This window comes from Bradyrhizobium sp. HKCCYLRH3059, assembly GCF_051168035.1.
Classification (GTDB): domain Bacteria; phylum Pseudomonadota; class Alphaproteobacteria; order Rhizobiales; family Xanthobacteraceae; genus Bradyrhizobium.
Genome location: NZ_JBNPUF010000001.1, coordinates 315,319 through 328,018 on the forward strand (window position 1 = coordinate 315,319; position 12,700 = coordinate 328,018).

The 12,700-nt window shown below is 66.3% G+C and carries 17 protein-coding genes; 12 read left to right on the forward strand and 5 right to left on the reverse strand.

Features of this window, described 5'->3' with window-relative positions; genetic code table 11:
• The first annotated feature begins 52 nt into the window (after positions 1-52).
• From ffh to ACQR13_RS01485, 7 genes are all read left to right on the forward strand, one after another.
• Entirely contained in the window at positions 53-1,600 is a 1,548-nt protein-coding gene (gene ffh / locus ACQR13_RS01455; protein WP_316167780.1) for a signal recognition particle protein, read from the forward strand.
• Between the two features lie 112 nt (positions 1,601-1,712).
• Complete coding sequence (gene rpsP / locus ACQR13_RS01460; RefSeq protein WP_008964221.1) at positions 1,713-2,045, forward strand: 30S ribosomal protein S16; 333 nt, start codon at positions 1,713-1,715, stop codon at positions 2,043-2,045.
• 127 nt (positions 2,046-2,172) lie between these two features.
• Positions 2,173-2,766 (forward strand): ribosome maturation factor RimM, encoded by a 594-nt coding sequence (gene rimM, locus ACQR13_RS01465; protein WP_315715902.1) that lies wholly within the window; start codon positions 2,173-2,175, stop codon positions 2,764-2,766.
• Positions 2,767-2,965: 199 nt separating this feature from the next.
• The gene (trmD, locus tag ACQR13_RS01470; protein WP_434842127.1) at positions 2,966-3,742 is read left to right on the forward strand and encodes a tRNA (guanosine(37)-N1)-methyltransferase TrmD; all 777 of its coding nucleotides are present in this window, start codon (positions 2,966-2,968) and stop codon (positions 3,740-3,742) included.
• Positions 3,743-3,851: 109 nt separating this feature from the next.
• Positions 3,852-4,235 (forward strand): 50S ribosomal protein L19, encoded by a 384-nt coding sequence (rplS, locus tag ACQR13_RS01475; protein ID WP_015663536.1) that lies wholly within the window; start codon positions 3,852-3,854, stop codon positions 4,233-4,235.
• 411 nt (positions 4,236-4,646) lie between these two features.
• Positions 4,647-6,053, forward strand: a complete 1,407-nt coding sequence (gene leuC / locus ACQR13_RS01480; RefSeq protein WP_315750613.1) for a 3-isopropylmalate dehydratase large subunit — start codon at positions 4,647-4,649, stop codon at positions 6,051-6,053.
• Between the two features lie 192 nt (positions 6,054-6,245).
• Positions 6,246-6,461 (forward strand): hypothetical protein, encoded by a 216-nt coding sequence (locus ACQR13_RS01485; RefSeq protein WP_315715897.1) that lies wholly within the window; start codon positions 6,246-6,248, stop codon positions 6,459-6,461.
• An 83-nt stretch (positions 6,462-6,544) separates the two neighbouring features.
• Here the strand turns inward: ACQR13_RS01485 and ACQR13_RS01490 are convergent, their stop codons facing one another.
• From ACQR13_RS01490 to ACQR13_RS01505, 4 genes are all read right to left on the reverse strand, one after another.
• Positions 6,545-7,186 (reverse strand): hypothetical protein, encoded by a 642-nt coding sequence (locus ACQR13_RS01490; RefSeq protein WP_316169951.1) that lies wholly within the window; start codon positions 7,184-7,186, stop codon positions 6,545-6,547.
• Positions 7,187-7,502: 316 nt separating this feature from the next.
• Positions 7,503-7,778 (reverse strand): hypothetical protein, encoded by a 276-nt coding sequence (locus ACQR13_RS01495; protein ID WP_315715895.1) that lies wholly within the window; start codon positions 7,776-7,778, stop codon positions 7,503-7,505.
• Between the two features lie 95 nt (positions 7,779-7,873).
• The gene (locus tag ACQR13_RS01500; protein WP_315715894.1) at positions 7,874-8,143 is read right to left on the reverse strand and encodes a hypothetical protein; all 270 of its coding nucleotides are present in this window, start codon (positions 8,141-8,143) and stop codon (positions 7,874-7,876) included.
• A 286-nt stretch (positions 8,144-8,429) separates the two neighbouring features.
• Positions 8,430-8,738 (reverse strand): hypothetical protein, encoded by a 309-nt coding sequence (locus ACQR13_RS01505; RefSeq protein WP_316173652.1) that lies wholly within the window; start codon positions 8,736-8,738, stop codon positions 8,430-8,432.
• Between the two features lie 141 nt (positions 8,739-8,879).
• Between ACQR13_RS01505 and ACQR13_RS01510 the strand changes: the two genes are divergently transcribed.
• From ACQR13_RS01510 to ACQR13_RS01530, 5 genes are all read left to right on the forward strand, one after another.
• Positions 8,880-9,278 carry a metallopeptidase family protein gene (locus ACQR13_RS01510; protein WP_316173403.1) on the forward strand — a complete coding sequence of 133 codons (399 nt, stop codon included), beginning with the start codon at positions 8,880-8,882 and terminating at the stop codon, positions 9,276-9,278.
• A 91-nt stretch (positions 9,279-9,369) separates the two neighbouring features.
• Complete coding sequence (gene leuD / locus ACQR13_RS01515; RefSeq protein ID WP_315715892.1) at positions 9,370-9,972, forward strand: 3-isopropylmalate dehydratase small subunit; 603 nt, start codon at positions 9,370-9,372, stop codon at positions 9,970-9,972.
• An 81-nt stretch (positions 9,973-10,053) separates the two neighbouring features.
• Positions 10,054-10,854, forward strand: a complete 801-nt coding sequence (locus tag ACQR13_RS01520; RefSeq protein ID WP_315715891.1) for a hypothetical protein — start codon at positions 10,054-10,056, stop codon at positions 10,852-10,854.
• Between the two features lie 111 nt (positions 10,855-10,965).
• Positions 10,966-11,382, forward strand: a complete 417-nt coding sequence (locus ACQR13_RS01525) for a DUF6455 family protein (protein ID WP_315750607.1) — start codon at positions 10,966-10,968, stop codon at positions 11,380-11,382.
• Between the two features lie 34 nt (positions 11,383-11,416).
• Positions 11,417-11,788 carry a c-type cytochrome gene (locus tag ACQR13_RS01530; RefSeq protein ID WP_316204017.1) on the forward strand — a complete coding sequence of 124 codons (372 nt, stop codon included), beginning with the start codon at positions 11,417-11,419 and terminating at the stop codon, positions 11,786-11,788.
• Positions 11,789-11,792: 4 nt separating this feature from the next.
• Here the strand turns inward: ACQR13_RS01530 and ACQR13_RS01535 are convergent, their stop codons facing one another.
• On the reverse strand, positions 11,793-12,671 hold the full coding sequence (locus ACQR13_RS01535) for an HpcH/HpaI aldolase/citrate lyase family protein (RefSeq protein WP_315715888.1): 879 nt from the start codon (positions 12,669-12,671) through the stop codon (positions 11,793-11,795).
• Between the last annotated feature and the right edge of the window lie 29 nt (positions 12,672-12,700).

The following is a 12,700-nucleotide window of genomic DNA, read 5'->3' on the forward strand; positions in this document are numbered from 1 at the left end:
CGATGACGGGCGGCAATGAAGCGAGCGCCCGCAAGGGCAAAGGATAACGGCATTGTTCGACAATCTGTCGGAAAGGCTTGGCGGCATTCTCGATCGGCTGACGGGGCGTGGTTCGCTCTCGGAAGCCGATGTCGACGCCGCGATGCGCGAAGTCCGCCGGGCGCTGCTCGAGGCCGACGTCGCGCTGGAGGTTGTCCGCAGCTTCACCGAGCGCGTGCGCGAGCAGGCGATCGGCGCCACCGTCGTCAAGTCGGTCACCCCCGGCCAGATGGTCGTCAAGATCGTCCATGACGAGCTGGTCAAGACGCTCGGCGACGACGGCCAGACCATCGACCTCAACGCCGTGCCGCCGGTGCCGATCATGATGGTCGGCCTGCAGGGCTCCGGCAAGACGACCACCACCGCCAAGCTCGCGCGCCGCATGGTCCAGCGCGACAAGCGCAAGGTGCTGATGGCCTCGCTCGACGTCTACCGTCCGGCCGCCATGGAGCAGCTCGCGGTGCTCGGCCGCGACCTGGACATCCCGACGCTGCCGATCGTGGCCGGCCAGATGCCGCCGCAGATCGCACGCCGCGCCATCGAGGCCGCCAAGCTCGGCGGCTACGACGTGGTGCTGCTCGACACCGCCGGCCGCACCACGCTGGACGAGGACATGATGAAGGAGGCCGCCGAGATCAAGGCGGTCGCCAACCCGCACGAGGTGCTGCTGGTCGCGGATTCGCTGACCGGCCAGGACGCCGTCAATCTCGCCCGCGCCTTCGACCAGCGCGTCGGCCTCACCGGCATCGCGCTGACCCGTATCGACGGCGACGGACGCGGCGGTGCGGCGCTGTCGATGCGCGCGGTCACCGGCAAGCCGATCAAGCTGCTCGGCACCGGCGAAAAGACCGACGCGCTCGAAGACTTCTATCCCTCGCGCATCGCCGGCCGCATCCTCGGCATGGGCGACATCGTCTCGCTGGTCGAGAAGGCCGCGGCGAACATCGACGCCGAGAAGGCCGCACGCACCGCCGAGCGGATGCGCAAGGGCCAGTTCGACCTCAACGACATGCGCGAGCAGCTGCAGCAGATGGCGCAGATGGGCGGCATCGGCGGGCTGATGGGCATGATGCCCGGCATCTCGAAGATGAAGAACCAGATCGCGGCCGCCGGCATCGACGACAAGATCCTCAAGCGCCAGGTCGCGATCATCGATTCGATGACGCGCGAGGAGCGCAAGCATCCCGACCTGCTCAAGGCCAGCCGCAAGAAGCGCATCGCGGCCGGCTCCGGCCAGAGCGTCGAGCACGTCAACAAGCTGCTCAAGATGCACCGGAACATGGCCGACGTGATGAAGGCCATGGGCTCAGGCAAGCGCGGCCCGCTGGCCGGCATCGCCCAGGCGATGGGTTTTGGCGGCGGTGGCGGCATGCCCTCGCCGGATCAGCTCAAGGCGCTTGCGGAAAAGATGCCGGGTGGCATGCCCGGCGGACTGCCGAATTTGCCGAAGGATCTGCCCGCCGGCCTGCGCGGCGGCCTACCGAACCTCCCCGGCCTCACCGGTCTCAGCGGCAAGCCGACTCTGCCGGGCCTCGGCCTTCCTCCGGGGAAGAAGAAATAATGAGGATCATCCGCTCCTCTTTCCATTCGTCATTCCGGGGCGCGCGCAGCGCGAGCCCGGAATGACGGCTTAGCTGACATCAACTCATCAGAAGACACTCAGGAGAACCTACATGTCCGTCGTCATCCGTCTCGCCCGTGCCGGCACCAAGAAGCGCCCGGTCTATCACGTCGTCGTCGCCGACTCGCGCTTCCCGCGTGACGGCCGCTTCATCGAACGTCTCGGCTACTTCAATCCGCTGATGCCGAAGGACAACGAGGCACGCCTCAAGCTGGACATGGAGAAGGTGAAGGGCTGGCTCGCCAAGGGCGCGCAGCCGTCCGACCGCGTCGCCCGCTTCCTCGACGCCGCCGGCGTCAAGAAGCGCGAAGCCCGCCAGAACCCGATCAAGGCCGTGCCGCGCAAGGAGCGCAAGGCGCAGGCCGAAGCCGCCGCCAAGGGCTAAGGTCGTTGACGAGCGCGGCCTCATGCTTCGAGATGCACGGCTTGCGCCGTGCTCCCTTGCATGAGGAACTGGCTCCTCCTCCTGAGGAGCGCGCGTTCGAGCGCGTCTCGAAGGACGAGGCACGCTGATGTCCAAGCTCATCTGCGTCGCCAGAATCGGCGCCGCGCATGGCGTGCGCGGCGAGGTTCGCTTATGGACCTTCACCGAGGATCCGCTGGCCGTGCTGCATTACGGCCCGCTCACGACCAAGGACGGCAGCCGTTCGTTCGAGGTCGCGAAGGCGCGCGAGGCCAAGGACCATCTGGTCGCAGCCATCAAGGGCGTCACCGACCGCAATGCGGCCGAACGCCTCAACGGGCTCGAGCTCTACGTGCCCAGAGACCGCCTGCCCGAGACGGCTGACGACGAATACTACCACGCCGACCTGATCGGCCTCGCCGCGGAGACCGCTGACGGCGCGCAGCTCGGCCGCGTGCTCGCGATCCATAATTTCGGCGCCGGCGACATCATCGAGATCGCCCCGCCCTCGGGCAGCACGTTGCTGCTGCCGTTCACCAATGCCGTGGTGCCGACGGTCGATCTTGCCGGCGGCCGCGTGATCATCGAGCTGCCGGCGGAGATCGAGGGCGAGGATGAAGCCGCGGATGAACCGGCTTCCGCTGAAGATGACGCTGCCGCCGCACCCTCCGCTCGTCGTCCCCGCGAAAGCGGGGACCCATAGCCACCGCAGCTGATTGGCTTGCGCGGGACTGGCCGCATGCCTCGTTTCGACATCACGCGGTATGGGTCCCGAATCGGCGCCGCGACGCGCTGACGCGCGTCACGCTTGTCCGGGACAACACCGGTGTCGAGGTCGCAAGAGCCGGCAATGCTGATCCAGGGCTCGATCTCGCAACCTGGGTACCTTAACACAGAGCATCATGACGACTTCGCCCCCATCCCCAGTCGCACCTTGGCGCGCCACCGTGCTGACGCTGTTCCCGGAGATGTTTCCCGGGCCGCTCGGCGTCAGCCTGGCCGGCCGCGCGCTGGCCTCCGGCATCTGGTCGTTGGAGGCGCGCGACATCAGGGCCTCCGCCACCGACAAGCACCGTAGCGTCGATGACACGCCGGCCGGCGGTGGCCCCGGCATGGTGCTGCGCGCGGACGTGCTGGCAGCCGCGATCGACGCGGCGGCGATCGATCCCGAGCGGCCGAAGCTGCTGATGAGCCCGCGTGGCCGGCCGTTGACCCAGGCCTTCGTCCGCGAGCTCGCGGCCGGTCCGGGCCCGCTGATCGTCTGCGGTCGCTTCGAAGGCGTCGACCAGCGCGTCATCGATGCCCGCTCGCTGACCGAGGTCTCGATCGGCGACTACGTGCTGTCGGGCGGCGAGATCGCCGCCCTGGTGCTGATCGACGCCTGCGTCCGGCTGCTTCCGGGCGTGATGGGCAAGCTCGAATCGGGCACCGACGAGAGTTTTTCCGATGGCCTACTTGAATACCCGCAGTACACCCGGCCCCAACTATTCGAAGGCTGGACCATTCCGGATGTGCTCACCTCGGGTGACCACGCCAAGGTCGCCGCTTGGCGCCGCGCCCAGGCCGAGGCGCTGACTGAAGCGCGAAGGCCGGATTTGTGGGCCGAATGGCAGGGGCGCGACGGCCGAGAACAAAGAGGGACCGGCCAAAAAGAGCCAAAAAGCACGACAGACGGGTGACAAGCCTCGCGCTTTGGCTTATAGGAGCGCCCAATTCCGCAAGTGACGGCAGGAACAAGCGCAGCCCCCGCGTGACCCGGCTGGGCGCGCCGCCGATGGAGATTTACCCGTGAACCTGATTCAGCAGCTCGAAAAAGAGCAGTTCGACAAGCTGTCCGCCAACAAGACCATTCCGGAGTTCGGCCCGGGCGACACCGTGATCGTCAACGTGAAGGTGGTCGAAGGCGAGCGCACGCGCGTGCAGGCCTATGAGGGCGTCTGCATCGGCCGGTCCGGCGGCGGCATCAACGAGAGCTTCACCGTGCGCAAGATCTCCTATGGCGAGGGCGTGGAGCGCGTGTTCCCGATCCTCTCCCCGATGATCGATTCGATCAAGGTCGTGCGCCGCGGCAAGGTGCGTCGCGCCAAGCTGTATTACCTGCGCCAGCTGCGCGGCAAGTCGGCCCGCATCGTCGAGAAGCAGGACCGGCAGCAGACCGCCGTCAACGAGTAGTCGTTGCTTTCATTGGATTGACGAAGAGCGCGGGCTGGCCCCGCGCTTTTTTGTTTTTGCGCTGCCGTCATTGCGAGCGAAGCGAAGCAATCCAGAGTCCTTGCCCCGGCCCCTGGATTGCTTCGTCGCTTCGCTCCTCGCAATGACGGCGGGCGCAAACGCATCTCGCACTCCACGGCACGCGTGCTATATACCCCCTGAAATGGTTCTAGATCGCACCAGCATGGCCTGTCGCCGCGTCGTCATCGACGATCGCCGCCGGCTGCCCGGGCGGTTCTTCGGACGCTTCGCCACCTCGGCAACATCTGAGCTTAGGCGCGCGCTGTAAGCCGCAGCGCCTCATTGCTGATTGTTCACGCGTGCCCGGCACGCGCTCCGTTTCCAACCTTCAATTCCCGGGAGCATTCGCTCATGTCGAAGCCGACCACCCTGTACGACAAGATCTGGAACGACCATCTGGTCCACGAAGCCGAGGACGGCACCTGCCTGCTCTACATCGACCGCCATCTGGTCCATGAAGTGACCTCGCCGCAGGCCTTCGAAGGCCTGCGCATGACCGGCCGCAAGGTGCACGCGCCTGAGAAGACGCTGGCCGTGGTCGATCACAACGTGCCGACCACCGACCGCTCCAAGCCGAATCCGGATCCGGAGAGCATCGAGCAGATCAAGACGCTGGCCGAGAACGCCAAGGAATTCGGCATCGAATATTACAACGAGTTCGACCGCCGCCAGGGCATCGTCCACGTGATCGGCCCGGAGCAGGGCTTCACCCTGCCCGGCACCACCATCGTCTGCGGTGACAGCCACACCTCGACGCATGGCGCGTTCGGTGCGCTGGCGCACGGCATCGGCACCTCCGAGGTCGAGCACGTGCTGGCGACACAGACGCTGATCCAGAAGAAAGCGAAGAACATGCGCGTCACGGTCGACGGCGTGCTGCCGGACGGCGTGACGGGGAAGGACATCATCCTCGCCATCATCGGCGAGATCGGCACCGCCGGCGGCACCGGCTACGTGCTGGAATATGCCGGCGAGGCGATCCGCGCGCTGTCGATGGAAGGCCGCATGACCGTGTGCAACATGTCGATCGAGGGCGGCGCCCGTGCTGGCCTTGTGGCGCCCGACCAGAAGGCGTTCGACTTCCTGCGCGGCCGTCCCAAGGCGCCGAAGGGCGCCGCCTGGGATGCGGCGATGCGCTACTGGGAGACGCTGCGCTCCGACGAGGGCGCGCATTTCGACCACGAGCTCCGGCTCGACGCCGCCAAGCTGCCGCCGATCGTGACCTGGGGCACCTCGCCCGAGGACGTGATCTCGGTGACCGGCGTGGTGCCCGATCCGGACAAGATCGCAGACGAGGCCAAGCGCATCTCCAAGCATCGCGCGTTGAAATACATGGGCCTGACCGCGGGCACGAAGATCACCGACATCAAGCTCGACCGCGTCTTCATCGGCTCGTGCACCAACGGTCGCATCGAGGATCTGCGCGCCGCAGCCAAGATCGCCGAAGGCAAGACCGTCAGCGGCCACGTCAACGCGATGGTCGTTCCGGGCTCGGGCATCGTCAAGGAGCAGGCGGAAGCCGAGGGCCTCGACAAGATCTTCATCAAGGCCGGCTTCGAATGGCGCGAGCCGGGCTGCTCGATGTGCCTCGCCATGAACCCGGACAAGCTGGCGCCAGAAGAGCGCTGCGCCTCGACCTCGAACCGCAACTTCGAGGGACGCCAGGGCTTCAAGGGCCGCACCCACCTGGTGTCGCCCGCGATGGCCGCGGCGGCCGCAATCGCAGGACACTTCGTCGACGTACGCGACTGGCGCTGACGTCATCTCGCTGCTTCACATCCGGCACGGCGGCCGGTCTACAAACGAACGCGATGGCTTCACCCAAGCCATCGCGTTTTTCATTTCACCTCAACGTCGACACAGTTCGGCAAGGGCTTCTTAAGTCTCGTCGCGCACAATCCTACCGCCGGACGCGCTGCGTCTGCAGAGGAACGTGCCGAGGAGCCTGACATGGCCGACAAGCCGGAATACGTCGACCTCATCCGTGATGCGACGCGCCAACGCCGCAAGACACCGCCCGCCAAGATCATTGCCCAGCCCGAGGCTCCGAAGGAGGAGCGGCGGTTGTCGAACTGGCCGCCCGGCCGCTTTGCCAAATGGCGCCTGGAGACGCTGGTGCCTTGGAAGCTGAGCGTGAGGAATTGGCAGTTCAAGGATTGGCTCTGACCGCCGCGCCCCACTCCATCCCCTTGAAATGAGAGAAGGACGCCGTTGGGCGCCCTTCCTGTTTTGTCGAACTTCAAGTCCCGTCAGTAGTAGCGCCAATGGTGGCGGTGGCGATGATGCCACCGGTGATAATGGCGCCAGTGATGACCCCGCCAATGCCGATAGTGGCAGATGCGGCGCGGCCCGTAATGGGTCCAGACGACGCGGCAGCGGCGATAGGGATAGTAGTAGCCCGAGGTATAGACCGGCGCGTAGTAGCTGCGATAGCCGTAGAAGTGCCGGCGGTGATGGTGGAAGTACGGCCGGTAGGCGTAGTACGGACGATGATGATAGCCGCCGCCATGGAACACCGGCCGCGGGCCGAATCCGCCATGGAATGCGGGGCCGCCACCGTGGAAGACAGGACGCGGGCCACCGCCGCCGAAGGCATGTCCTCCCCCATGAAACGCGGGGCTGCCGCCGCCATGGAACGCCGGGCCACCGCCTCCGCCGTGAAATCCACCACTGCCGGGATGCCCGCCACCACCGCCGCCATGGCCGCCGGGGCCTCGGACCTGAACGGTCAATACGTCCGAAGGCGTCTGCGTGGCGGAGCCGGCACCGGGACTCACCGGCGACATCGCAAGCGCAGGCCGTCCGGACGCGCCCGCCAAGACAAACAGTGTGGCCGCCGCAAGACTGAGGCGACGAGCAAGACCAGCGCGCTGGTCCTTCATCCTCATCATGGTCCCTTCTCCCTGAATGCTGTGCAACGATGGACCCATGCAGCGCCGATGCTGGTCGTCCGATCGGTGGATTGGCGCACCCCCAACATGAACGTAGAGATAGCGACGTGAATGCGGCATGAATGATGCTCGTCAGTGATGCACGGTGCACACGCATCTGCGGCGTGGCGTCGCGGCAGAGGAGATGCAAGTGAGCCTCTAAGTCGTCCTGCAACTCAGGATCACGGATGCCGACGCAACGGCTCACGTGCTGCTCGTGCGGGGACTTCGCAACTAACGACACGCAGGAAACGCAGCGCGCCTCGCGGACATGGCCTCAATGGTAGAACGGCGTGAACAGAACCAAGGGGCCCGGCGGATAGGCCGGCGTGTAGTCCGTGGGACGGTCGAGATAGTGCGGCACCTCTGCCGTCGACACCACGAGCTTCGATCGGCGGCCCTGCCGACGCGGGCCAGCATCCGTTACGGTCTGACGCGCCTGCGTAACGGCTGGAGCTGCGGCCACAGGAGCGGTGGCGGCGGAACTTGCGAGCAGCATCGCCACCGTGACAACGCTGATCCCGAGCCAGGTTCTGTTGACTGATGGTTTCATGGCGAACCTCGTTGCCAGCCCCCCATCAACGTACAGGCCCGCAAAGCGGGCCTGTTTGATTTCGGTCATTGTCTCGGTCGGCCGGAAAGCGCGGCTTACCAGCGGCCGTGATGGCGATATCCGTAGTGATGCGGCCGCCAGTGATGACGCGGATGGTAGTAATGCCGAGGATAGTAGTGGCGCCGGGGATGCCAATGGCGGCGGCCGTGCCAATGCGCCTGCGTGGTCTCCTGCGCCGTGCCCTGCTGCACCGCGGTCGCAGCGCCCGGATTGATCAGCGACAACGCCTGCGCGCGTTCGGCGGGGGCAGCCATCGCGAGAACGGCGCCAACCGCCGCGATGCCCAACAGCTTCATCACAGTCATGAACTTCTCCCTCGATCGCCTGACATCACGTCCGGCACCGTAACTTCCGCCTTGTCAGTTGCCTGAATGGCGGCCGCAGCAGCGCGACGCAGACCAGTCTCGAACGAGCGACGTGAATGGGACATGAAGACCTGCGCAGGAGCAGAATGCCGATATGTCGCGCATGGTTCCGCCGCAGTGCGCGACATATCGGCACTGTGTCCGGACGGTAACATCAGGCAACGTCGCGATCGCGACCGAATCACGTGCGCGCTTGCCGAGCCGATCAGTGCGCGGGACCCAGGAGTCAGCCGCGTCGCCAGACGCAACTCATATGCGGGACGATCACGGTGCCGCTCGGCCGATGCTCCGGAACATAGGTGGCATCGCATACACGAACTGCGTTCGGACCCGGGTTGAAGCGCGGCACCACGTCGGGCTGCCAATGACCCTCGTAGCGCGGATAGATCTGGATTCGTCGTTGCCGGCGCTGTGCGGAGAGATCCGTGCTCACCTCACCCTGCACGGCGCCGCGCGCGCCGGCGGGTTGCTCCGCTTGCGCTGTTGCCGAGATCGAGACCACGACCGCCGCAGCCAGCGCCGCTCCGGCCAGCACCATCGACATCTGCCTCATCTGTTCCCCAACCCCCAATTCGCGCGTCACGGTCGCCGGTTTCATCCCCTGCGTCAACCAGCTCCGCCACACATGTCATAGAACCAAGATGCAAGATGATCAAAGCCGGGCTAGAAGGCGGCAATGTGGACAGATCTGAAAGCCCCCTCGCTCGCCGACATGGAAGTCATGGCGCACGAGATGTTCGAGCGTCTGCCCGAGCATTTTCGCAGGATGTGCGAGGGCGTCATCATCCGGGTCGACGACTTTCCGACCGAGGAGGTGCTCGACGAGATGCAGTCCGAAAGCGAGTTCGACCTGCTCGGCCTGTTCCAGGGCACGGGACTGCCGTTTCGCAGCAACGACGACCTGCCGCGCCTGCCCAACATGATCTGGCTCTACCGCCGACCGATCCTCGACTACTGGGCCGAGCACGACGAGAGCCTCGGCCACATCGTCCGCCATGTCCTGATCCACGAGATCGGCCATCATTTCGGTATGTCCGACGACGACATGGAGGCAATCGAGGCGTCCGTCGACTGACGAGCCGGCCGATAGCACCGGGATTTTGACTTTATCCGCCCTGCCGTTCGGGCTAAACAGCGGCCTGCCCGTATTCTCGAAGGTGCCCCCGATGGACAAGTTCACCACGCTGGAAGGCGTCGCCGCGCCGCTGAAGATCATCAATGTCGACACCGACATGATCATCCCCAAGCAGTACCTGAAGACCATCAAGCGCACCGGCCTCGGCAAGGGCCTGTTCTCGGAGCAGCGCTACAAGGACGACGGCAGCGAGAACCCGGATTTCGTGCTCAACCAGCCGGCCTATCGCAACGCCAAGATCCTGGTCGCCGGCGACAATTTCGGCTGCGGCTCGAGCCGCGAGCATGCCCCCTGGGCGCTGCTCGATTTCGGCATCCGCTGCGTGATCTCGACCTCGTTCGGCGACATCTTCTACAACAACTGCTTCAAGAACGGCATTCTGCCGATCCGCGTGTCGCAGGCCGATCTCGACAAGCTGTTCGACGACGCCGAGCGCGGCGCCAACGCGACCTTGACGGTCGATCTCGCCAACCAGGAGATCCGCGGCCCCGACGGCGGCACCGTCAAGTTCGACATCGACCCGTTCCGCAAGCATTGCCTGCTCAACGGGCTCGACGACATCGGGCTGACGCTGGAGAAGAAGGCGTCGATCGACAGCTACGAGGCCAAGCTGGCCGAGCGCGCCTGGGCCTGAGGCCCGCCGAAGGATGGTGAGTTCGCGGGCCCCGGACCTCGTCCGGGGCCCTGTTTCGAGAGCAGCCCAGCAGGTCCGCCGTTGACGCGCGTATTGCCCGAGGTCGTCACCTTCTGGCGGGGGCCGCTCGACCGCCTGCGCCAGACCTGCCTGCGATCGCAGCTCGCCGCCGGCCACAAGGTGACGGTCTACAGCTTCGATCCGCTGCCCGGCCTGCCCGACGGCGTCGGCAATGCCGAGGCCGAGGCGGTCCTGCCTTACGCGTTCTCCGAGCGTCTCAGGCCGCCGCAGCCGGACGGCGGCTGGCGCGATTGGACCACCTTGCAGTTCAGCGACTTCTTCCGGATGCGGCTGATGGCACAGCGCGCCGGCCTCTGGCTCGATGCCGACGTGCTGCTGCTCAGGCCGGTCGAGATCGACCCCGCCGTGCCCTATTTCGCCTGGGAGCGGCCGCGGCAGCTCGGCAACTCCGTGCTCTACCTGCCGCCGGAGGATCCGATCGTCGCCGAGTTCGCCGCGCTGATGGCGCAGGACGCGCTGACGCCGAACTGGCTTTCGCTGCGTCACCGCCTCACCTTTGCGCTGCGCCGCCTGCGCGGCGGCTCCGACCGCCTCTCGGACATCCGCGTCGCCATCTTCGGCCCTGCCGCGCTGACGGCGCTGGCCCGCCGCCATGGCTCGCTGCATCATGCGCTGCCGAAGCGCAGCTTCTACGCGGTGCATGCCGAGCCGAAGGCGTTCTTCGACCCTTCCGACTTCTCCGGCCTGATCGGCGATCCCGGTGTCATCGGCCTGCACATCTCGCCGAAGGGCCGCGGCGGCGAAGCGCCGATCCCGGGCAGCCTCTATGCCTGGGCGGCCGCACGATTTGCCCCGCGCTGACCTTCGCCGCGCAGCTTTGCGACCGGCGCAGGGCCGATTTGCTGCTTGATCTACCGCAACGTCCGCGCGGCCACCCGGTGATTGATTGCGGGCCATCATCGGAGACGTGTCATGACCGTAGACGCCAAGCCTTATCCGCGGGTTCAGTTCCTGATCGATACGTTCGCGCAATGGCTCCGGCACCGGCGTGAGCTGAGCGAGATCCGGCAGCTCGACCGTGACGATTTCGAGCGTATCGCGATGGACCTCCAGGTCACGCCGGCGGATCTCGACGAGCTGGTCCGTCACGGCGAGCACGCCGCCGACGAGCTGCCCCGGATGCTGAAGGCGCTCGGCATCGACGAAGCCGCGCTGGGGCGCGCCGAGCCGCTGGTGCTGCGCGACATGGAGCGCGTCTGCGCCATGTGCAAGGACAAGCCGCGCTGCCATCGCGATCTTGCCGCCGGGACGAGTGCCGAGCACTACGAGGAATACTGCCTCAACGCCCCGACCATCGACCGCCTGGGCAGCGCCGCGGTCAAGCACTGATCGCCGCCTCCCTCCCACCCAGCGGAGCAATGCGATGAGCCTGCCGAATCTGCACCGCAACACCTGGCTCCATGTCGGCGCCGCGATCCTGCTCGCGCTCGGCGCGATGCTGCTGATCCGGCTGCACAATGCCGGCGGCGTGACGCCGGCCGCCGACAGCGTGCAGGCGGGACGCAAACTGGCGGAGGCCTGGTGCAGCACCTGCCACGCCATCGACACCAGCGGGGCGAGAGCCCAAACCACGGCCGCCCCCGATTTCGTCGCGGTCGCCAACATGCCGTCGACGACCGAGCTATCGCTCAAGGTGTTCCTGCAGAGCAGCCACCCGACGATGCCGAACGTCATTCTGACGGCCGAGCAGCGCGGCGACCTCGTCAACTACATCCTCAGTCTCCGCCGCACCTGACGCCTCACTTCGCCACCGCCGCGATCGCATCGGCGATCGCGATCGTGCGTCGCGCCATCTCGGCATGCAGCCGCTCGACCATGCGGCCGTCGATCTGGATCGCGCCGCGCGAGGCATTCTCCGGCAGCTCGAACGCAGCAATGATCTTGCGTGCCGCAGCGACCTCGTCGGCGGGCGGCGTGAAGATCGCGTTGCAGGCGTCGATCTGGCCGGGATGGATCAGCGTCTTGCCATCGAAGCCGAGATCGCGGGCCTGGATGCATTCCTGAGCGAATCCGTCGGTGTTGGCGAAATCGCTGTAAGGCCCGTCCAGAATCTCCAGCCCATGGGCGCGCGTCGCCAGGATGCAGTGGCTGATCATCGGCAGCATGGTGGAGCGGCCCGGCAGCATCCGGATGCGAGTCTCACGCGAGATGTCGTTGGGTCCGAACACGAAGCCGGCGAGCCGCGAGCCTTCCTCGTGCACGGTGGCCGCGAGCAGATCGGCATCGAGCACGGCACGCGCCGTCTCGATCATCGCCCATACCTTCAGCGCGGGATCGGCGCCGACCTCGGCCAAGCGATCCGTGACCAGGCGAAGGTCCTCGACGGTCGACACCTTGGGGACGAGGATGCCGTCGGTCGCCGCCTGTCCGGCCATGGCGACGTCGTCGCGCCACCACGTCGTATCCAGGCTGTTGATCCGGATCAGCAGTTCCCGCTTGCCGTAGCCGTCGGCCGCCACCGCCTTGGCGATCTGGTCGCGGGCGGCGGCCTTGGCGTCCGGCGCCACCGAATCCTCGAGATCGAGGATCAGCCCGTCGGCCGGCAGGTTCCGCCCCTTCTCCAGCGCGCGCGCATTGGAGCCGGGCATGAACAGGAGACTGCGGCGCGGGCGGATCATTTCGGCGTTTCCCTTGGTTTATCGACGCG